The following is a 21,666-nucleotide window of genomic DNA, read 5'->3' as shown; positions in this document are numbered from 1 at the left end:
TCATTTCCTCTGATGATTTCCCTATAAAATATTTATCCCCTATCCCACCATATACAAGTATCATTTATACGGCCGCGTTTTTTTCAATGTTGTATACTTGTCCACATTTATTACACGATATGCATAAACCATAAAAAAAAGCACACTATCTTTTCAGATAGTGTGCTTTTTTACAACTTTTTTATTCATCATCTTGCTCTTTATTTTTATTGTCTTTATCATCTTTTGGAGCTTCACCATTTACTTCTTTGTTTTTTAAATCAAAGTAAGCGTCCATAATTTCACGACCAATATATCCATTAATACCAGTCTTATCATCATGTACCCACGGAACGACAACAGAGAATGCTACTTCTGGATCTTCAAGTGGCGCATAACCTACTAATGTTAAGTTATATGTTTCCACACGTTCACCGTTTGCCTTTCTACCAATCTCTTTATCTCCGCCATACACAGTTTGCGCGGTACCTGTCTTCCCTGCCGCTTTATATTTTGCACCTGTAAAGTATTTTGTAGCTGTACCACCTGAATCATTATAAACTTGTCTAAATCCTTCTTGAACACGTTTAATTTGCGATTCTGGCATATCAACACGATTTAATACTTTCGGTTCCATAGATTGAACAACTTTCCCAACTTCATCCGGTTTCACTGCCGGTTGACGAATTTCTTTTACAACTTGTGGTTGCATACGATATCCGCCATTGGCAATCGTCGAAATATATTGCGCTAATTGAAGCGGTGTATACGTATCATACTGTCCAATTGATAAATCTAGTAAGAAACCTGGTTGACTACTTCTACCCATCTGACCAGCAGATTCATTCGGTAAATCAATTCCTGTTTTTACACCAAGTCCAAACTGTCCGAAATAATAACGCATCGTATCAAATGCTTTTTGAGGTATATCTAACGTACCACCTCTCACATATGGAACACCGGCGATATTCATCGCTGTTTTAAACATATAAACGTTAGAAGACATTTTTAAAGCTGTAAGGTCATTAATGTATCCCATCGTTTTCCAAGACGACTTCGTAGGTGTACCTTTTAATTTAATTGGTTCATCCAATTGCACCGATCCTGGTTGAATCGCACCAGTTTGATATCCAGTAAGTACTGTTGCACCTTTTACAGTTGATCCCATCGGATAAGAACTTGTCATGGTACCTAATGCAAAGTCATTTACTTTCGTTTGACCATCTTCGTTAACTAATTGTTTCCCCGCCATAGATAAAACTTCGCCATTTTTTGGGTTCATCATTACAACGAATGCGCGATCTAAAAGAGGTTCGCTTCCTTTAAACCTCATTAAATTCTTCGCAAGAATATCTTCCACGCGCTTTTGTAATTCCATATCAATTGTTAAGTTCAGGTCATTACCACTTTGTCCTTTTGATACATTAATCGTTTCTAAAATATTACCGTTTTTATCTGTAACATTTCTAACTTCTGCTTTCGTACCGTGTAGGCTATCTTCATACTGTTGCTCAAGATAACTTTTTCCTACTCGGTCATTTCGATTATAATCACGAACAAGATAGTAATCTAGTCTTTCTCTAGGTAAGCCTTCATCAGATGTCGACACCCCACCAAGTACACTTCGGAATAAATCATCGTACGTATATTTTCGATCCCAATCAACATTCGTATCTACACCTGGTAATGCTGCTAGGTTTTCACTAATAATCGAATATTCCTTTTCTGTAGCATCCTTTTTAATAACTTGAGGTGTCATTGCATATCCGCCGTCCATCTTACTTTTAATCGCTAGTATTTCTAGATCTTTTGCGGATAATTGATTAATCTCTTCTTCTGTTACACGACTTCGCTGACGCTCGTCTAATTCTTTATCATCAATTTTTTTATCTTTAAACTCTTGACGATCTTTATTCGTAATTTTTTCTTTAGCTTCCTCTTTATGCATAGCAAGCCAATAATCCTTTTTATCGCGATCCGTTAATTTATCTGTCGGTACTTCAATCAAATCTGCTAGCTTTTTCGCTGTTTCTAAGCGATCTTCTGCAGTTGATCCTTTCATTTTTGTAAATGTAATAGTACGAATGGCTACATTATCTACTACAGCTCGCCCATAACGGTCAAATATTTTCCCACGCGGTACAGGATTACTTATCGTTGAGTTTTCTTTCTTCTCCACTTCATTCTTATATTCTTCACCACGAACAATTTGTACATATCCGAGCCTTACAATAACCGCGGAGAACATTAAAAACACGCAGAAAAACAGCACGTTTAACCGAAAAGGAACGTGGGTCTTTTTCTTATTTTGCTTCTGTTTCTTGCTCATACAAACCCCCTCTACCAACAGCTATGTAATGTGAAAGGGACACCTTCATACAGGTGTCCTCACTGCTGTCTTACATCTTTTTCTATTCTAGCATAAAACAAACGAGAAGTTAACCTTCTGGTTCAGTTTGGTTTTGCGCGTTCCCTTGCGTTACAACACTTGCTTTACTCGCATTTCCCTCATCATATTTGACATTTTTAACTGCAAAATAAATAAGAAAATGTCCAGCACCTAAAATACATAATAAGTAAGGTAAACTTTTTTCAGGTGGAAAGAATAGTACAGCACATAAAAAACTTAAAATGGAACAGATTCTTCCGGCGTTTAACCATAGCTCCCGAACAACGACATATTCCACACGCCATTCTCTCGCATTTTTCGCTCTACCAATTACGTCATATGTCATTGATCCGTACGGAACAAGTAATATAGGATATGCAATTGCAATACATGCCGCATAAATAAGTAATTTCGTGTATGTAACATTGAAAATAACTAAAAAGACGACAGCATATAAAATAATGCCTCCAAGTAAAATTGCTTTTTTTCGCCACTCCTTCTTTAACATACGAGCAACTAAGTAGTAACATACAAAGGATACAGCAGAGTTCACTAAACTGTATTTCCCTAATGCAAACTCACTATTAGTTGCTAAATAAACATATACTGAAATGACAAAAATAAACGTTCCTTCTCTCAATCCTTGGAAAAAATGAGCTCGTGTAATCTTTCCCCAATTTTTATCAATCCGTCGTTCTTTCAATACTTGCACGATTTCATAACGCCCTTCACATTCTCTTTTAGATAAAAAGAAGCTTAAGACGACAGCAATTGCAAATAGAACTAATGAAAGAAAGAATATAACAGTATAGCCACTCCATTTCTCCATACGTGAAATTGTGTATCCTGCTGCTATTGGTCCAATCATTCCAGAGAAGGATGTAAGAAGTCCAAGAAACCCATTAAAGAAATCTCTTGTTTCTGGTTCTGTAATTTCAAATGTCAATAAGTTAAAAGCCAACCAGTAAAAACCGTATCCTACTCCTAAAAGAGCCCCCATTAATAAAATATACTGAGAAGCACTTTTCCCTGCTATTAAGACAACAATAAAAAAAATTGCGAGCGTCCCTACTCCTATTCGTAATAAAATCGAGCGATCGATACGTTTCGCTAATTTTCCCCCTACAAGAAATGTGAGAGGCTGTAATACCACGCTGGCTAAATTATACAAGCCAAGATTCACATAATTTTGTGTTTGTTTCCATAAATAAATATTTACAAACGTATTCGATAAAGAAATTGCGAGCGTGTATAAACCTCCTATAAGGAGCAATAACACTAAATCCCGATTCACTTCAACGTCACCAATTATATGTTTCCATTTCATACACAACTCTCCTTTACTTCATGTTCTAGTCTTCCAAAGACAAGCCCAATTATGTAAAAGGAAAGCATAGAAAAAAGCTAGGAGCTCTCCCCTAGCTTTTTCTATATTTATTACGATTATTTTGCTTCTTGGTAACGTTTTTCAGCAGCGTTCCAATCTACAACGTTCCAGAATGCGCCGATGTAGTCTGGACGACGGTTTTGGTAGTTTAAGTAGTAAGCATGCTCCCAAACATCTAAACCGATAACTGGAGTTTTACCTTCAGTTAAAGGAGAATCTTGGTTTGGAGTGCTTGTTACTTCTAACTCACCATTGTTTACTACTAACCAAGCCCAACCAGAACCGAAGCGAGTTGCGCCAGCTTTTGCGAATTCTTCTTTGAATGCATCGAAGCTACCGAATTTTGCTTCAATTGCAGTTGCAAGTTCACCTACAGGTTGTCCTCCGCCGTTTGGAGATAGGATTGTCCAGAAGAATGTATGGTTAGCATGTCCGCCACCATTGTTACGTACTGCTGTACGGATTGCTTCTGGTACTTCGTTTAAGTTTGCAACTAATTCTTCTACGCTTTTGTCAGCTAATTCTGCATGACCTTCTAAAGCAGCGTTTAAGTTTGTAATGTACGTGTTGTGATGTTTTGTATGATGGATGTTCATTGTTTCTTTGTCAAAGTGAGGCTCTAAAGCATCATACGCATAAGGTAAATTTGGTAATTCGTGTTTTGCCATTGTTATATTCCTCCCAGTTTATGTATTGCCACTTAAGTGACATACAACTTCATTCTACCCTAATTGCCATAGGGTGCAAACAAATAAATCACATTGTCTTGCTATCATTAAAGTAGCAAAATTCCCACTTCTTTTCAATTAAAATGCTCATATATTCCGTAAAAAAAGCTTCCTTCTACAAGGAAGCTTCCTGCTAACATAATAAACATGCGAAATGGATATGGACCCTGTAGGACTCGAACCTACGACCGGACGGTTATGAGCCGTCTGCTCTAACCAGCTGAGCTAAGGGTCCACAATTATGTATGTAACAACATATCAAATAGAGGAATTCCTATCGGATATGCTCTTTAAGAAATGTAAGATAAATTTACCATATAGAAAAGAAAAGTGTCAATTGTATTTTTCTTATTTAAAAGAAGAAAGTTAATAAAAGAAATTTAGTTATCTCCACTATATGTAAATATAATATATCTTGAGATTCTCTAGATTCCTACGTTACAATGATTTTATACATACATAAAGGAAGTGAATCTATGTCCATATTTACCCAATTCGTAAAAAGCATATACTCGCCTAAAGATATGGCGCTATTCCGTTTTCAAAAAATCGGTAAAACCATTTTGTATATTATGCTACTTTGCTTAATTACTACTATTCCAAGAACTTTTTTGTACGGTAGTTTTATCCAGGATGGTGTTGGCATGGTAAATCAAGTCATCGATAAAGATTTACCTGATTTTAAAATCGAAAATGGCGAACTAAAAGCCGATATTGATCAACCTATTGAAAAAGAAGAAGGAAATACACTTTTCGTATTTGATCCAAATTCAACAGACCTAGAAAAATATCAAAATAAAACAGGTTTATTTGTTTTAAAAGATAAAGTAGTCTCTATGGGAAATGGTCAAACACAAACGTATTCTTATAACGATTTGTTAGGTGCATCTCTTGAGAAAAAAGATCTACAAGAATTTATTTCTTTATTCGATAATATTTATCCAATTTTATTATTTGTTATTGGATTCTTAGTGTACCTATTCCAATTATTCATCACTTTTGTAGGCGTGACTTTACTTGCGTTCATCGGTTCTGCTATGAGCGGTCAACGTAAACTATCCTATAAACAAGTTTGGACACTAACTGCATACAGCTACACGATCCCAACCATTTTCTTCATGATTATGGATTTATTCAAAATCGTCGTACCTGGAGCAACGTTCATTTATATCGCTGTTGTTTTAATCGTTCTATACTTAACGATTAAAGAGGTACCCAAACCGAAAGAAAAATAAAAAATGCCTAAATAGGCATTTTTTTTTTGGACAAGCATATATTCCTAGCAAAGGAGTGAAGAATATGAAGAGATTAGGTATATTCCTATTCGTGCTTGTTCTCGGTTATATATTTTATTACGATATAAAAATCGGTACTTTACCGATGTTAAGTTCATATAAAAAAACAACTGCTGCTCAAACAATTAAAAAAGAAAACACAGACAGTCAACAAAATAAAGCGAACAAAACAGAAAAAGAAACGGATGTATCTTATAAAACAATTGAAGTAAAAACTGGTGAGACAGTTCTTTCTATTACAGAACAAATTAACAAGAAAAAAATTCCTTCCATAGAAAAAGTCATTGACGACTTTAAACAATTAAACAAAAGTACATCTGCTACAAAAATACAAATTGGAAAGTCTTATAAATTCCCGTTATATCAATAAGCTATCACTTAATCCTTGTCAATTACATAAAGGCGCTGATACAATAGTAAAAGTGAAACCGAGTACTTCGGTTTCTATAGCCCTATATCACGTATACTATCATTGATATGAGGGACTAAATAAGAAACTTCTTTTATAAGGAGAGCGATCTATTCGTGAATGAAATGACTCATCGTACAAAAACACGTCCAGTTAAAGTCGGTAATTTAACAATCGGCGGTAATAATGAATTAATTATACAAAGTATGACAACAACAAAAACACATGATGTTGAAGCAACAGTTGCTGAAATCAAGCGTTTAGAAGAAGCCGGCTGTCAAGTCGTCCGCGTCGCCGTTCCAGATGAACGCGCAGCAGATGCTATTGCTGATATAAAAAAACAAATCAACATTCCACTTGTTGCTGATATTCATTTTGATTATCGCCTTGCTTTAAAAGCAATTGAAGGTGGCATCGATAAAGTACGTATCAATCCAGGTAATATTGGTCGTCGCCATAAAGTAGAAGCTGTTGTAAATGCAGCAAAAGAGCGCGGTATTCCAATCCGTATCGGTGTAAACGCTGGTTCATTAGAGCGACACATTTTAGAAAAGTACGGGTACCCAACTGCAGATGGTATGGTTGAGAGCGCGCTACATCATATTAAAATTTTAGAGGACTTAGATTTCCACGATATTATCGTATCTATGAAAGCCTCTGATGTTAACTTAGCAATCGAGGCATACGAGAAAGCTGCTCGTGCTTTTGATTATCCATTACATTTAGGTATTACAGAATCTGGAACATTGTTTGCCGGAACTGTAAAAAGTGCTGCTGGTCTTGGAGCAATCTTAAATAAAGGCATCGGAAATACACTACGTATTTCATTAAGTGCTGATCCAGTTGAAGAAGTAAAAGTTGCTCGCGAATTATTAAAATCATTCGGTCTTGCGTCTAATGCAGCAACACTTATCTCTTGTCCAACTTGTGGTCGTATTGAAATCGATTTAATTAGCATTGCTAACGAAGTGGAAGAATACATCTCTACACTTCAAGTACCAATTAAAGTTGCAGTACTTGGTTGCGCTGTAAATGGCCCTGGTGAAGCTCGTGAAGCTGATATCGGTATTGCCGGTGCACGTGGAGAGGGATTATTATTCCGTAAAGGGCAAGTCGTTCGTAAAGTACCAGAAGAAACAATGGTAGAAGAACTGAAAAAAGAAATCGACGTAATTGCTGCTGAAATGGCTGCTGAACGAGAAAAAGAAAAAGAGACACAAGAACAATAAAAAGAAGGTTGCCACAATATTTGTGAGCAACCTTCTTTTCTACGTAAAAAAGCTCGTCAGTTACATAACCGACGAGCTTTTACTTTGCACATTTTGGACAACGACCATATATTTCAAACTTATGACCCGTTACTTCATAACCAGTAAAATCTTTATTCATAAAATCCATTGGGCAGGAAGTAATCTCTTTCGTCCCCCCACAATCCAAACAAATAAAATGATGATGATGTTCCATAATAGAACAAGTAAAACGAAAATGTTTTTCGCCATTTAATTCCGTTTGTTCTAAAACACCAATCTCAGCAAAAACTGTTAAGTTACGATAAATTGTATCAAAACTAAGCCCTGGATAATCGTCTTTCATATGTTCTAAAACGTCTTTCGCAGTTAAATAACGATTATGTGCTGCAAATAATCTGAGCATCTCTTCTCTTTTTCCAGTATGTTTATATCCTTTTTCTTTCATTAGGCGTAAAGCTTCTGTTAGATTCATACCTATCCCTACTTTATGCAGTTTTTTTCTTCTTCCATAAAATCGCACCGATTAAAATAAGAACTGCTATCATAACAATTGTACCACCTGGCGCTAGATCAAGTTGATACGAAGCAAACATTCCACCAATTACTGCAATTTCACCAAATAAAATGGAAAAGAAAATTGTTTGTTTAAATCCTTTAGCAATACGAATACTTGCTGCAACTGGTAATGTCATTAATGATGATACGAGAAGAACCCCCACTACACGCATTGATACTGCAATGACAAGAGCAACTAATATAATGAAAATAAAGTGAATCCATTTCGCTCTTAAACCAGTTGATACTGCGTATTCCTCATCAAATGATAATAGAAACAGCTCTTTATATAATAAAATAATTGTCGCAACAACAACAATTGCTACAATCCCAATAATAATTAAATCTGTACTTGTTACAGCACTGACACTACCAAATAAATAACTAAATAAGTCTGTGTTAAATCCATTTGCAAGTGAAATGAAAATAACTCCAACCCCCATCCCTGCCGAAAGGATAATTGGAATTGCTAATTCTTGATAGTGCTTATATACAGTTCGTAACTTTTCGATTAGTAGCGCTCCACCAATCGAGAAAATCATCCCCATATATAAGGGGTTTAAAAATCCACCTGTAAAAATGGTTTTTTCAAGTAATAAACTTGCTGCAATACCCGATAACGTCACGTGACTTAATGCATCCGCAATAAGAGATAAACGACGAATAACAACAAACACACCAATTAGCGGTGCAACAAGTCCAATTAAAATACCTGCGTATAAAGAATTACGTAAAAAGTCATATTGTAAAAAATCTTGTATCATTATATCCTCCCGTGATGCTCATGTTCGTGTTCTAAACGATGAACATGATGTCCATATAAGACGGACATTTCTGCATCTTCTAACTCTCGGAACTTCTCTACATTTCCATGGAAATGTAGATGTTGGTTTAGGCATGCAACATGTGTTACTTTTTCAGTAACAGCTCCCATATCATGAGTAACAAGAATTAATGTGATCCCGAGCCTTTTGTTTAAATCCTCTAATATTTCGTAAAAACTTTCCACATTTTTCACATCGATTCCAACAGTAGGCTCGTCCAAAATAAGCAATTCAGGATCACTAACGAGCGCACGAGCAATAAATACACGCTGTTGCTGTCCACCAGAAAGCTCTCCAATGTTACGACCTTGAAACTCACTCATCCCTACATCAGCAATTGCTTTTTCTACCTTTTTTTTATCCTCTTTTGTAAAAAAGCGAAAAAGCCCTTTTTTCGAAACAAGTCCCATTGAGACAACTTCAGAAACAGTTGCTGGAAAACCAGAATTGAAACTATTTGCCTTTTGGGATACATAACCAACTTTGTTCCATTCCTTAAACTTCTTACTATCAACGCCAAACACGCGTATGCTTCCTTCTTTTGGCTTTAAAACGCCTAATAAACACTTAAGTAAAGTTGATTTACCTGAACCATTCGGTCCCACTAAACCTAAAAAAGCTCCCTTCGGAACTTGCAAATTAATATTTTCTAACACATTCCGATCTTCATATCGGAATGTTAAACCTTCAATTTCTAATATATTATTCATAGCATCTCACCTATTTTAATTCAGAATGATTCCGATTTATATCTATTTGAATTATAGTACAGCTTATTATAGTTGTAAACCAATCTGCCTAAAATATATCTATTTTTTCAAGAAACCTTACTATTATAACAAAAAGCAGAGAAAAATTCTCTGCTTTCAAAAAATATTCCTATAAACTTTTAGTGAATAGCCGATTTAAACTTACCACCATTTGTCTCTTGCGTGCTCATAATCGTAACAAACGCATTTTCATCAATTTCATGCACAATTGACTTTAATTTCGTCACTTCTAGACGCGTTACAACTGCATAAATAACTTCTTTTTCTTTATCCGTGTAACCACCTTTTGCTACAAGCTTTGTCGTTCCACGGCCAAGACGATGCAAAATCGCGTTTGATACTTCCTCATATTGATCAGATACAATTAAAACCGCCTTCGTTTCATCTAGCCCTTGAATTACTGTATCGATTGTTTTAAATGCGATATAGTACGTCATAACAGAATACATCGCTTGTTCCACACCAAACACAAATGCTGCCCATGCAAAAATAAATAAGTTCACAAACATTACGAATTCACCAACAGAGAATGGTAATTTCTTCGTTAATAAAATCCCCATAATTTCAGTTCCATCTAGCGATCCACCATGACGAATTACAAGTCCTACACCAAGACCTAAAATAAGACCACCAAACACTGTCGCTAAAATAGGTTCTGTTGTAAATGGTGGTACCGCATGTAACGTTGACTCAATGAAAGCTAACGCTACAATACCAAATGTCGAAGATAACATAAATGTTTTTCCAATTTGCTTATAACCGGAATACATAAATGGGATATTGAGAACAACGACTAAAGTAGAAAAACTTAACCACCAAATGTTAGGAGTAAGATAATCTAATATAAGAGAAATACCAATAATTCCACCATCAATAATTTTATTTGGCATTAAAAATAGTTCAATTGCTACCGCCGCGCATGCTGCTCCAAAAATAATCATAACTAAACGATAAATGAGATGAATAACACTTTCTTTTCGATGTTGCTTTTGCTCCATAAGTCCTCCCTTTACTCTTTTTCTGTAGTTTTGTCCTTATATTATAACATACGCTTCTTTTCCTCATGAAAAAAGAAACTCCATACGAATATGTACAAGCTACATGCTCATATATTTCGATAGAAGAACGCGTGAAGGAGGATAATAAGATGAACCTCATTAAACAAATTGTTAATAAAAAATTAAATCATATTTCTACAAAAGAGTTATTAAAATATAGCAAAGAATACGAAGTTCCTATTACAGCCGCACAAGCTGACCAAATCGTTTTACTTATGAAGGGTAAAAATATTAATATTTACGATAACAACGAGCGACTAGAGCTCTTAAAACAGATCGCAAAAGTAACTTCCCCTGCCACTGCCCAACAAGTAAATACATTATTTCAGCAACTACTAAAATAAGGAGGGGATTTCCCCTCCTTATTGCGCTTTAATTTTTTCAAGAAGCCCTTCATCAAAAGTGCCGTTTTTCAGCATTTCGATTTCCAATTTATATGGTGGCTTCTTATCTTTTTTATCTTCCCCTACATACGGTGTTTCAAGAATTTTTGGTACATGCATTAACTGTGGATGATGTACAATGTGATGCAATGCTTTATACCCAATGTGACCAAATCCAATGTTTTCATGACGGTCTTTTCCTGCTCCGCGTACATTTTTACTATCATTAATATGAAGTACTTGTAAACGATCTATACCAACGATCTTATCAAATTCGTTTAATACGCCGTCAAAGTCATTTACAATATCATATCCTGCATCGTGCGTATGACACGTATCAAAGCATACGGATAGCTTTTCATTATATTTTACACCATCAATAATCTTTGCAATTTCTTCAAAGCTACGACCGCATTCTGTTCCTTTTCCTGCCATCGTCTCTAACGCAATGTTAACCGTCTGTTCTGGCGTTAACACTTCATTAAGCCCTTTAATAATTTGTTGAATACCAGCATCTGCTCCAGCACCAACGTGCGCTCCTGGGTGAAGAACAATTTGTTTCGCTACACCTAATGCCGATGTTCTTTCAATTTCCATGCGAAGAAAGTCTACGCCTAATTGGAATGTTTCTGGCTTCGTCGTATTCCCAACATTAATAATATACGGCGCATGGACGATAATTTCCTCAATTCCGTTCAGCTCCATATGTTTTCTTCCTGCTTCTATGTTCAATTCTTCAATTGGTTTTCTTCGTGTATTTTGCGGTGCACCTGTATAAATCATAAACGTTGTTGCACCGTATGAAACAGCCTCTTCACTTGCTGCTAATAACATTTTCTTACCACTCATAGAAACATGAGATCCAATCTTTAACATACAATCACCTCTTCAATATACAATAGATATAATGATAGCATAATTTGTAGAAATATGTAGTGAATTGTTTGTTCACAAAAGACGCACTACACAAATTCATATGACTATTTAGACAGACTATACTCTTCATTTAAATTAGCGGGATTAAAAAAAGATAAGGGAAACCCCTTATCTTTTTTTATTGCTATATTTTCTCTTCACTTTGTCACGTTCTGTTGCAAGTTTACGTTTATAGTTTGGTTTTACTTTTTTCGGTTTTTTAATAACTTTCGTTGCCATAACATCAAGTTCGTCATTTGGTTTTTTACGGCTCTTACGACGACGACGCTCACCTAAATCTGCCCACTCATCTCCACGTAAATCTACATGTTTAAACTCGATATGACGTTGTTTTTCTAAGCTATCTAACGCTTCTTCGTTTGCTGGATCATAAATCGTCACTGCAATACCAGAATGCCCCGCACGTGCTGTTCTTCCAACGCGGTGAACGAAGAAATCTAAATCTGATGGTAGCTCATAGTTAATAACATGGCTAATCCCTTCAATATCAATACCACGTGCTGCTAAATCAGTCGCAACAATATATTGGAATTCAAGGTCACGAATTTGTTTCATCATTTTTTTACGATCACGTGGTGATAAATCCCCATGAATTCGTCCAACTTTTAAGCCACGTTCCATTAATCCATCAGCAACTTGGTCTGCCATCTTTTTCGTATTCGTGAAAACAACTGCTAAATACGGTTTAAATTGAAGTAGCATTTTATGCACTAAATCAATTTTATTACGATGTTTAGAAGGCACTAAATAGTGTTCAATGTTTCCAGCTGCAACTTGTTTTGGATTGATATGAATATGCTCTGGATTCTCCATATATTTCTTCAGAAACGGTTTTAGTTTTTGAGGAATTGTTGCAGAGAAAACTAACATTTGCAAGTTTTTAGGCATGCGTGCTGCAATTTTGTCTACATCATGAATGAATCCCATATCAAGCATTAAGTCTGCTTCATCGACAATAATCGTATTTGCTTTATGAACAAATAATGCTTGTTCTTCAACTAAGTCTTTAATACGTCCTGGTGTCCCAACTACGATATGAGGTTGTTTTTTCAATTTCTCAATTGAACGTTGTTTATCAGTTCCACCAATTAAACAACGTGCTGTAATCATTTGGTCTTCCGCACAAAACTTTGTTAATTTCACGATTTCTTCGTAAATTTGTTGTGCTAACTCACGAGTAGGCGCTGTAATAACAAGTTGTACTTCTTCACGACTTGCATTAATTCTGTTTAATGTAGGAAGTAAGTATGCATGTGTTTTCCCAGAACCTGTTTGGGATTGTCCAATTACACTTACACCTTTTTTCACGACTGGGAAAATTTTCTGCTGAATTCCTGTCGGCTCTGTAAAGCGTAGTTCACGAACTGCATCTATTAAAAATGGTTTAAAATCATACTGTGTAAAAGTTTGTTGTGTCATAAGTTACACCTTCTTTCTAAAATTTCTACTGCGCGCACAAATCAGTCAAGTCTACATTATATCGAAATCTACAAGTAAAATCCATCTTTAGTTTAGGTTTTCACTTCAAAAACTAACCTTCTTCCCTTTTATTGCATATTGTATGTGTATATACCTAACTGAAGAAAGGAGGATTTCTCACATGTTTCCGAAATCCCCTACAAGGCAAATGTATCCGAATCCAGGGCAGCAACCTTATACACCATATCCAATTCCACAACTACCACCAATGGCACAAAAAAAGAAAGGTTTTCTTGCTAAGCTTTTTAAAAAACACGATCCAACCGAGCCTTTTATGCAAATGGTTCCACCTTACCGACAAATGGAAGGGCAACCGATGATGCATCAGCAACCACCACCGCCCCAATATCAACAGCAATATCCGCAGCAATACCAACAACAATATCCGCAGCAACATCCACAATATCAACCATACATGCAGCAATATCCTGAGCAAATGATACCGCCTCAAATGTATGAATCAACTGAAACGCGCGGGGGCACAACTACAGCTGCGGCAACAGCAAGCAGTGGCATCGGCAGTTTTTTTTCGAACTTAATTTCAAATCCAACTAATATGATAAATAACATCGAAAAAGTATCCCAAGTCGTTCAATCTGTAGGTCCTGTCGTCGAACAGTACGGTCCTATTATGCGTAGTCTACCAAGCATTGTTAAAATCCTCACCTCTGGAAAAAGCACGGAAGAAAATCAAACGGAAAATGTAACAGAGCCAGTTGAAGTAGAAAGTCCGCCTCCTGCACCTCAAAAAAAGAAACGAAAACGAAAGAAAATAGTGATTGAACCTGTAATAGAAAAAGAGTTACCGAAAGAACCAGTTCAACAAACAGCAACAAAACCAAAACTATATGTGTAACAATCCTTTGTTTTCTATCCACTCCTCCTTTATAATGTAAAAGACTATGCACAAAAGTATCCCTTGTTTAGAAGGAGAGGATTACTCATATGAAAATTGTTAAAATTTCCCCTCGTGGTTATTGCTACGGTGTTGTCGATGCAATGGTAATTGCACGTAACGCCGCATTAGATAAATCATTGCCGAGACCCATTTATATTTTAGGTATGATTGTTCACAATAAACATGTTACAGACGCTTTTGAAGAAGATGGAATCATCACATTAGACGGTCCAAGTCGCTTAGAAATTTTAGATAAAATTGATTCTGGTACTGTTATTTTCACTGCACACGGTGTTTCTCCAGAAGTTAAACAACGCGCAAAAGAAAAAGGTTTAACAACAATCGATGCTACTTGCCCAGATGTTACCAAGACGCATGACCTTATCGAAGCTAAGAAAGCGGAAGGGTATCATGTCATTTATATCGGTAAAAAAAATCATCCAGAGCCAGAAGGCGCAGTTGGTATTGCACCTGACATCGTTCACCTTATCGAAAGAGCCGATGATTTAAAAACATTAGAAATCCCAACAGATAAAATTTTAGTAACAAATCAAACAACGATGAGTCAATGGGATGTTCAACATTTAATGGAGGACATTCAAAAAAAATTCCCAACAGCAGAATTCCATAAAGAAATTTGTTTAGCAACTCAAGTTCGCCAAGAAGCTGTCGCTAAACAAGCTGATGTTGCAGACTTAACAATTGTTGTTGGTGATCCGAAAAGTAACAATTCAAATCGCTTAGCACAAGTATCACAAGAAATCGCGGGTACAAAAGCATATCGAGTTGCTGATGTAAGCGAAATTCAATTAGAGTGGCTACAAGGTGTAGAAAACGTAGCTGTTACAGCAGGTGCTTCTACTCCAACGCCAATTACGAAAGAAGTTATCGCTTTCTTAGAGCAATATAACCCAATGAATCCCGCTACATGGGAAAGAGTTCGAAAAGTACCGTTACAAAAAATATTACCTCGCGTGAAAGTGAAAAAAGAACAATAATAAAAACCGTTGCTTGCATGAGCAACGGTTTTTATTTTTCTTATACAAATATAAATGGATCTGTATGTAACTGCGAAGCATGAATGTGTACATTGAGTTTCTTTGCATCCACTTTTTCTTGTAATTGCTTTTGTACACCTTGTTTCATTACTTTTTCAACATTATGTCCTGGGTCAACTATATTTAAACCGAGCATCATCGCATCATGAGCAACATGATAGTACATGTCACCAGTTACATATACATCTGCTCCTTTAAATTTCGCTTGGTTTATATATTTATTACCATCTCCACCAAGTACAGCTACTTTACGCACTTTATCGTCTAACTTACCGACAACTCTTGCGCCCTTCACGTCTAATGATTGTTTCACATGTTCTGCAAATTGACCAAGCGTCATTTCTTCTTGTAAGTATCCTATTTTTCCTAGGCCTAACGTTTCACCTTTATTATCAAGCGGATACACATCGTATGCTACTTCTTCATAAGGGTGCGCCGTTACCATTGCTTTAATCACTTTCCGCTGTAATGAAGCTGGAATAATCGTTTCGATTCGCACTTCTTCTACACGTTCTAACTGTCCAGTTTCCCCGATATAAGGATTTGTCCCCTCTTGAGGTACAAATGTGCCTGTACCCTCGCTACTAAACGTACAGTGGCTATAATTGCCGATATGACCAGCACCTGCGTCTCCTAATGCATTCCTTACTTCTTCTGCATGAGTGACTGGCACAAACACAACAACTTTTTTCATTTCTTCTGCATATGTCGGTGCCAAAACTTCTGTATTTTGCAATCCTAACGCCTCAGCAAGTAAATCATTTACCCCGCCCTTAGCAACATCCACATTTGTATGCGCTGCATAGATTGCAATATCATTTTTAATACACTTTTCAATAATTTTCCCATACGCCTTATCTGTATGAATCGCTTTTAACGGGTTAAAAATTAAAGGATGATGAGCAATAATGACATTTGCCCCTAATTGAATTGCTTCATCCACAACTTCTTCCGTTACATCTAACGCAATCAATACGTGCCGCACGGGTTTATTAAGCGCTCCAATCTGCAGTCCAATCTTATCTCCTTCCATCGCCAAATGCTTCGGATACATACTTTCAAATAAAGAAATAATTTCATGGCCATTTGGAATTTTACTCATGATAAAACCTCCCCTATCATTTTCATTTTCGCTTCTACTTCCCCACGCTTCGCCTTTGTTTCTTCAGAATCAGCCGCACGTTCTAACTGTTTTAAAATATTTTGGAAGTTTTTTAATTCTCCTTCCCATTTTTCAACGAAGGCTTCACTTTTTTCTGTTATTAAAAATGGTCCCATAAACAATTCAGCTTGTTTATTTTCAGAGTAAGGCGCTGCAACATTTCCTCGCTCCCCTACTAAAATTTCGTAAATTTTCCCATCTTCTTTTACGATTTTTTCATGGATAAGCTCCCAACCATTCTCAATAAACCATTCACGAATATGATGCGCTGCAATATTAGGCTGTAAAATTAAACGTGTTACACCTTCTAATTTTTCTTTACCACTTTCTAAAATGTCACGAATTAACGCTCCGCCCATTCCGGCAACCGTAATTACATCTACTTCTCCTGGTGCGATAACAGCTAATCCATTCCCTTTACGCACATCTACTTTATCTTGTAAACCACTTTCAGCTACAGTTGCTTGCGCAGAGCGAAATGGTCCATCTACAACCTCTCCTGCAACTGCTTTTGTAGCAATATTATTTATAATTGTATAACACGGTAAATACGCATGATCCGATCCAATATCAGCGACTGTAGATCCTACTGGTATTTCACGTACAACTTCTTCTAATCGTTTTGAAAGCTTTACTTCATTCATGTATTTCCATTACTCCTTCTCTTGTCAGTCTGTCTCCATGATAATGAATTTATAGTAGTTGTTGCAAGCCCATAACAACAATTCACTGCTCTATCATTCATCGTATTTTAGAAAATATAGAAAAACAAGCCCTTTGCATAAGCAAAAGGCTTGTCATACGGAACTTTATTTTTTCTTCGATAACCAATCAGCTACTTTAGCGGCTTGATCAGCTGGAACTATATTGGCAGGCATATTGCCTTTTCCTTTCGAAAGAATTTCTTTAATTTCATCCTTTGAAAGTTTCCCACCAATTTTTTGCAAGTTAGGTCCAACTGCCCCTTGTAACTGATCACCATGGCAGCTCGTACAGCTTTGCTTCACAATATCTTCTGGTTTTGATGCCGTTTGTGCTGGCTTCCCGCCATTTTTTGCATCAGCTAACTCTTTAGATTTATTTAGCCCCTGAAATGAAAATACAAACATAACGATAATACCCAATGCTGCAATAAGAGCGAACGGAATCAGCGGATTACGTTTCATATCTCTTCTCCCCCCTCTATACCCCTAAATAGTTAGATGATTCAGTCATTTCCATTGTACTTGAAAACGCTCTATCAGAAAAGAGTAAACTACCACTTGTTAAAAATATTCCATAAATTCAGTTTATTGTTTTTTATTGTCATATCGCTTATTATTTCGATAATTATTAACGTTTCTCATCATATTTTTCGCTTTTCTACATATATTTTTGTATAGAATAAACAAAATTAATCGAAAAATCGAAAAATGAGCATTTGCAAATCAAAAGACAATTCTGTAAAATAAATTACAAGAAATTGTAATCGTTGCCGATAGCTAAATTTTAACAAAAATTAACAAAATAAAAAAGTTTACTTCACAATGGTGAAGTAAACTTAAAAAATAACCTATTCTAAGAAATCCTTAAGACGCTTACTACGGCTTGGATGTCTTAATTTGCGAAGTGCTTTTGCTTCAATTTGACGGATACGCTCTCTCGTTACGCCAAATACTTTCCCAACTTCTTCAAGCGTACGAGTTCGTCCATCATCCAAACCGAAACGAAGACGTAGAACATTTTCTTCACGATCTGTTAGCGTATCTAACACATCTTCTAATTGTTCTTTTAGCAATTCATAGGCTGCATGGTCCGCAGGCGATGTTGCTTCTTGGTCTTCAATAAAGTCACCTAAATGGGAGTCATCTTCTTCACCAATTGGTGTTTCAAGAGAAACTGGCTCCTGTGCAATTTTTAAGATTTCACGTACTTTTTCTGGAGCAAGATCCATTTCTTCACCAATCTCTTCAGGAGACGGTTCACGACCTAAATCTTGTAATAATTGGCGTTGTACACGAATTAACTTGTTAATCGTTTCAACCATATGGACTGGAATACGAATTGTTCGCGCTTGGTCTGCAATGGCACGTGTAATAGCTTGGCGAATCCACCAAGTTGCATACGTACTAAATTTGAAACCTTTACGATAATCGAACTTTTCAACAGCTTTAATTAGACCCATATTACCTTCTTGAATTAAGTCTAAGAAAAGCATACCACGGCCTACATAGCGCTTTGCAATACTTACTACAAGACGTAAGTTTGCTTCTGCAAGACGACGTTTCGCTTCTTCATCGCCTTCTTCAATACGCGTTGCAAGTCGAATTTCTTCTTCTGCAGATAGTAAGTCTACACGACCAATTTCTTTTAAATACATACGAACAGGATCGTTGATTTTAACCCCTGGTGGTACACTTAAATCATTGAGGTCAAACTCTTCTTCTGTTTTTGAAATTTGGCGATTATTAGGGCCTTCTTCGTTGTCATTATCACCAACTAAGTCAATGCCTTGTTCACCTAAATATTCATAGTATTCATCCATTTGATCGGATTCAATTTCAAATCCATTCATGCGTTCTGCAATCTCTTCATATGTAAGAACGCCACGTTTTTTTCCGAGCTCAGTGAGTTGTTCTTTCACTTGCTCAAGGGTCATTTCAGTTTCAATTTGTTTAGAACGAGCTGGTTTGTCAGCCATCTGTTCCCCTCCTTACGCGAGATACAAACATTCATTATACTAAAACTTTATCAAAAAAGCTATTTTCTCGCTTTTTGATTTTGTAAATATGCTACATAATATTTAGCAGCCTCTACAGGATCTGTTTTTTCCATTTGTTTCACTTTAAAGATGATCTCCATCTTTTCAAGTTTTTCCTGATGCCGCCTAAGCGTCTCCAAATGGCCTTGCAACACTTCTTCTGTGTATTCTGGATTAATAAATTCATCCGTCGAAATATCAGTGATAATATTTTTCAACTTTTCATCAGAGAGCCAACTTAAAAATGTTCCGACTGAAGGTTCATTTCCCTTTTCATAATATGCGTATAGTTCATATAAAATCCCTTTATGTTCTTCTGTATGAAAATCTTCTATATGGGATTCCATACGAACAGCTACTTCTGCACTTTGCAACATATGGTAAATAATTTCTCTTTCCGCTCTTTCAAAACCTGTTAACTTCGGTTTTGTTTGAACGACTTGAGACGGTTTAGCAACCTGCTTTATTTGTTTTTGCTGTACCTTTTGTTCTTTGCGATATTGGTGCAATTGATTCAAAAGTGTTTCCATTGAATACGAAAATTCTTGCGATAATGACTTCAAATATGACTCTGCCTGCATCGCATCTTGTAACAACGATAACTCTTTTAAAACACTTTTCACATATTCTTCTTTGCCAGACTCATCTTGCAAATTTTTCCCTAAACGCAAATAATTTATTTTAAAACCAACAAAACTCACACTTGATTTCACAAGATTTTCAAAAGCGGTAGTCCCATATTGTTGCACATATTCATCAGGATCAAGCTTATCTGGCAAGGATGTGACTTTCACTTGGCAACCAACTTTTAGCAATAATTGCCCTGCTTTCATCGTCGCTTCTCGCCCTGCTTTATCACCATCATAGCAAAGAACAACAGTTTCAACGTTACGTCGCAGAAGTTTTGCTTGTTCTTCAGTTAAAGCTGTTCCCATTGTCGCAACAGCTTCTTCCACACCACTTTTTACCGCAGCTAGTACATCGGCATATCCTTCAAAAAGAACCACTTGCCCACGCTTTCTAATAAACGGTCTTGCTTGGTGGAAGTTATACAACAATTTACTTTTGTGAAAAATCGGTGTTTCAGGGCTATTTAAATATTTCGGAGTGTCATCCCCTAACGCCCTTCCACTAAACGCTATCACCTTACCTTGTAACGTATAGATCGGGAACATAACTCTTCCACGGAAGCGATCGTAATGACTACCATCCTTCTCACTTCTTATTAGAAGGCCAGCTTGTTCCATACTAGACAGCGATAAACCTCTTTTTTGTAAAATTTTCGTCGCCGCATCCCAAGCAGGTGATGCATAACCAATTTCAAACTTCTCAATCATCTCTTTCGTAATACCACGGTTTAATAAATATGAAAGTGCTTCATTTCCCTCTTCCGTATTTACTAATAAATGATGATAATACTTTTTCAATAATTCATGAGCTTGTTGCATGATGACAGTGTCATCAGATATGTCTTCTTGTTGTCCTTGTCCTGATGTGTACTCTGCAACCGCAATTCCATTTCTTTCGCCTAGCTTTTGAACAGCCTCGGTAAAAGCCAGTCCTTCCATTTTCATTAGAAAGGAAAATACATTTCCACCTTCTCCACATCCGAAGCAATGAAAAATTTGCTTATCAGATGAAACAGAGAATGAAGGAGAATTCTCACCATGAAATGGACAAAGGCCGAAATAGTTACGCCCCTGTTTTCTAAGTTGAACGTATTCACCAATGACTTCTACAATATCGGATGATGTCCGAATCTGTTCAACAACTTCTTCGGGAATTCTGTTCCCCATAACTCCATCTCCGTGTCGTATTTTGTATTCGATATAAATTAAAAAATTCCTTTATAATTCGACAATATTTTTCTAAACTTGTTAGAAAGTGTTGCCGATTACATTGTATAAACGATTTTGAACCTTTCCTATAGGTCCTTTATCTGCATAAATCGCATATACATACTTGCTATATAAAATTGTATACATTTGCTCATCTGTTACAAATGTATCTCTTAGAAACAATACATATACACCTTTTTCCAAGAAGAGTAGCAAGCCACATATACTGTTTGATCTTGAGATCTGTAACTTTTTCATGTTGATCCATATAACAATCAACTCCATTTTGTTCAGTATCTACAATGATCCAATTGCCTTGCTATTTCCTTAAAGGATGAGCATATGATGCGACAAACAAAATTCCGACATGAAATTCCGCTCCAACTTGCACAATTTCAGCCTTCACGGGATATACATCTACACCAACTAATATGTTGTTGATGTTTTGCATATTTCTGTATTCTACATCCCTTCTGTGAATCCTTCCATAATGTGCGTTTTCTTGTATAGATTTTGTCGATTTAACGT

The 21,666-nt window shown here is 36.3% G+C and carries 22 protein-coding genes and 1 tRNA gene; 6 read left to right on the top strand and 17 right to left on the bottom strand.

Annotation, left to right across the window (positions count from 1 at the left end):
- Window positions 1–181 precede the first annotated feature (181 nt).
- The 4 genes from BLT20_RS05825 to BLT20_RS05810 form a co-directional block, all read right to left on the bottom strand.
- A complete protein-coding gene (locus tag BLT20_RS05825; protein ID WP_000038975.1) occupies window positions 182–2,308 on the bottom strand; it encodes a peptidoglycan D,D-transpeptidase FtsI family protein in 2,127 nt (708 codons plus the stop codon).
- 109 nt (window positions 2,309–2,417) lie between these two features.
- Window positions 2,418–3,695 (bottom strand): MFS transporter, encoded by a 1,278-nt coding sequence (locus BLT20_RS05820; RefSeq protein ID WP_000871380.1) that lies wholly within the window; start codon window positions 3,693–3,695, stop codon window positions 2,418–2,420.
- Between the two features lie 116 nt (window positions 3,696–3,811).
- Window positions 3,812–4,423, bottom strand: a complete 612-nt coding sequence (gene sodA / locus BLT20_RS05815) for a superoxide dismutase [Mn] (RefSeq protein ID WP_001052031.1) — start codon at window positions 4,421–4,423, stop codon at window positions 3,812–3,814.
- 221 nt (window positions 4,424–4,644) lie between these two features.
- Window positions 4,645–4,718, bottom strand: a tRNA-Ile gene (locus BLT20_RS05810).
- 241 nt (window positions 4,719–4,959) lie between these two features.
- Between BLT20_RS05810 and yqgB the strand changes: the two genes are divergently transcribed.
- The 3 genes from yqgB to ispG all read left to right on the top strand — a co-directional run bounded on the left by yqgB (window position 4,960) and on the right by ispG (window position 7,416).
- A complete protein-coding gene (gene yqgB / locus BLT20_RS05805) occupies window positions 4,960–5,718 on the top strand; it encodes a protein YqgB (protein WP_000021898.1) in 759 nt (252 codons plus the stop codon).
- A 64-nt stretch (window positions 5,719–5,782) separates the two neighbouring features.
- A complete protein-coding gene (yqfZ, locus tag BLT20_RS05800; RefSeq protein WP_000825414.1) occupies window positions 5,783–6,148 on the top strand; it encodes a protein YqfZ in 366 nt (121 codons plus the stop codon).
- 164 nt (window positions 6,149–6,312) lie between these two features.
- Window positions 6,313–7,416 carry a flavodoxin-dependent (E)-4-hydroxy-3-methylbut-2-enyl-diphosphate synthase gene (ispG, locus tag BLT20_RS05795; protein ID WP_153577907.1) on the top strand — a complete coding sequence of 368 codons (1,104 nt, stop codon included), beginning with the start codon at window positions 6,313–6,315 and terminating at the stop codon, window positions 7,414–7,416.
- A 79-nt stretch (window positions 7,417–7,495) separates the two neighbouring features.
- Here ispG and BLT20_RS05790 read toward each other — a convergent pair whose 3' ends face one another.
- The 4 genes from BLT20_RS05790 to BLT20_RS05775 form a co-directional block, all read right to left on the bottom strand.
- Complete coding sequence (locus BLT20_RS05790) at window positions 7,496–7,909, bottom strand: Fur family transcriptional regulator (RefSeq protein ID WP_001054516.1); 414 nt, start codon at window positions 7,907–7,909, stop codon at window positions 7,496–7,498.
- 13 nt (window positions 7,910–7,922) lie between these two features.
- Window positions 7,923–8,756 carry a metal ABC transporter permease gene (locus BLT20_RS05785; protein ID WP_000613815.1) on the bottom strand — a complete coding sequence of 278 codons (834 nt, stop codon included), beginning with the start codon at window positions 8,754–8,756 and terminating at the stop codon, window positions 7,923–7,925.
- Complete coding sequence (locus BLT20_RS05780) at window positions 8,756–9,526, bottom strand: metal ABC transporter ATP-binding protein (protein ID WP_001059662.1); 771 nt, start codon at window positions 9,524–9,526, stop codon at window positions 8,756–8,758. The genes BLT20_RS05785 and BLT20_RS05780 overlap by 1 nt, the downstream gene beginning before the upstream one ends.
- Window positions 9,527–9,705: 179 nt before the next feature.
- Window positions 9,706–10,584: a YitT family protein gene (locus BLT20_RS05775; RefSeq protein WP_000435963.1), complete on the bottom strand. Its 879-nt coding sequence runs from the start codon at window positions 10,582–10,584 to the stop codon at window positions 9,706–9,708.
- Between the two features lie 149 nt (window positions 10,585–10,733).
- Here BLT20_RS05775 and BLT20_RS05770 point away from each other — a divergent pair, with 149 nt between their 5' ends.
- The gene (locus BLT20_RS05770; RefSeq protein ID WP_001048954.1) at window positions 10,734–10,988 is read left to right on the top strand and encodes a DUF2624 domain-containing protein; all 255 of its coding nucleotides are present in this window, start codon (window positions 10,734–10,736) and stop codon (window positions 10,986–10,988) included.
- An 18-nt stretch (window positions 10,989–11,006) separates the two neighbouring features.
- Here the strand turns inward: BLT20_RS05770 and BLT20_RS05765 are convergent, their stop codons facing one another.
- Together BLT20_RS05765 and BLT20_RS05760 are read right to left on the bottom strand one after the other, a co-directional pair.
- A complete protein-coding gene (locus BLT20_RS05765; protein WP_000912460.1) occupies window positions 11,007–11,903 on the bottom strand; it encodes a deoxyribonuclease IV in 897 nt (298 codons plus the stop codon).
- Window positions 11,904–12,071: 168 nt separating this feature from the next.
- Window positions 12,072–13,382 carry a DEAD/DEAH box helicase gene (locus tag BLT20_RS05760; RefSeq protein ID WP_000194017.1) on the bottom strand — a complete coding sequence of 437 codons (1,311 nt, stop codon included), beginning with the start codon at window positions 13,380–13,382 and terminating at the stop codon, window positions 12,072–12,074.
- A 181-nt stretch (window positions 13,383–13,563) separates the two neighbouring features.
- On the opposite strand from BLT20_RS05760, the gene BLT20_RS05755 reads away from it, so the two are divergent.
- A complete protein-coding gene (locus BLT20_RS05755; protein WP_000484167.1) occupies window positions 13,564–14,298 on the top strand; it encodes a YqfQ family protein in 735 nt (244 codons plus the stop codon).
- Window positions 14,299–14,387: 89 nt separating this feature from the next.
- Window positions 14,388–15,338: a 4-hydroxy-3-methylbut-2-enyl diphosphate reductase gene (locus BLT20_RS05750; protein ID WP_000706662.1), complete on the top strand. Its 951-nt coding sequence runs from the start codon at window positions 14,388–14,390 to the stop codon at window positions 15,336–15,338.
- 40 nt (window positions 15,339–15,378) lie between these two features.
- Here BLT20_RS05750 and BLT20_RS05745 read toward each other — a convergent pair whose 3' ends face one another.
- From BLT20_RS05745 to BLT20_RS30935, 7 genes are all read right to left on the bottom strand, one after another.
- Window positions 15,379–16,500 carry a Nif3-like dinuclear metal center hexameric protein gene (locus BLT20_RS05745; RefSeq protein ID WP_000036243.1) on the bottom strand — a complete coding sequence of 374 codons (1,122 nt, stop codon included), beginning with the start codon at window positions 16,498–16,500 and terminating at the stop codon, window positions 15,379–15,381.
- The gene (locus BLT20_RS05740; protein WP_001006542.1) at window positions 16,497–17,204 is read right to left on the bottom strand and encodes a tRNA (adenine(22)-N(1))-methyltransferase; all 708 of its coding nucleotides are present in this window, start codon (window positions 17,202–17,204) and stop codon (window positions 16,497–16,499) included. Before BLT20_RS05740 ends, BLT20_RS05745 begins: the two co-directional genes overlap by 4 nt.
- Before the next feature lie 165 nt (window positions 17,205–17,369).
- Entirely contained in the window at window positions 17,370–17,726 is a 357-nt protein-coding gene (gene cccA, locus BLT20_RS05735) for a cytochrome c550 (protein ID WP_000828141.1), read from the bottom strand.
- Window positions 17,727–18,112: 386 nt separating this feature from the next.
- Window positions 18,113–19,240 carry an RNA polymerase sigma factor RpoD gene (rpoD, locus tag BLT20_RS05730; RefSeq protein ID WP_000764065.1) on the bottom strand — a complete coding sequence of 376 codons (1,128 nt, stop codon included), beginning with the start codon at window positions 19,238–19,240 and terminating at the stop codon, window positions 18,113–18,115.
- Window positions 19,241–19,299: 59 nt separating this feature from the next.
- Window positions 19,300–21,096 (bottom strand): DNA primase, encoded by a 1,797-nt coding sequence (gene dnaG, locus BLT20_RS05725; RefSeq protein WP_000528221.1) that lies wholly within the window; start codon window positions 21,094–21,096, stop codon window positions 19,300–19,302.
- Between the two features lie 81 nt (window positions 21,097–21,177).
- On the bottom strand, window positions 21,178–21,396 hold the full coding sequence (locus BLT20_RS30500) for a hypothetical protein (protein ID WP_002164428.1): 219 nt from the start codon (window positions 21,394–21,396) through the stop codon (window positions 21,178–21,180).
- A gap of 61 nt (window positions 21,397–21,457) precedes the next feature.
- Window positions 21,458–21,589: a hypothetical protein gene (locus BLT20_RS30935; protein WP_002024806.1), complete on the bottom strand. Its 132-nt coding sequence runs from the start codon at window positions 21,587–21,589 to the stop codon at window positions 21,458–21,460.
- Between the last annotated feature and the right edge of the window lie 77 nt (window positions 21,590–21,666).

This window comes from Bacillus sp. cl96 (assembly GCF_900100505.1).
Classification (GTDB): domain Bacteria; phylum Bacillota; class Bacilli; order Bacillales; family Bacillaceae_G; genus Bacillus_A; species Bacillus_A cereus.
The sequence above is the reverse complement of the archived record's forward strand: the minus strand, read 5'-3'. Positions and strand labels throughout refer to the sequence as shown.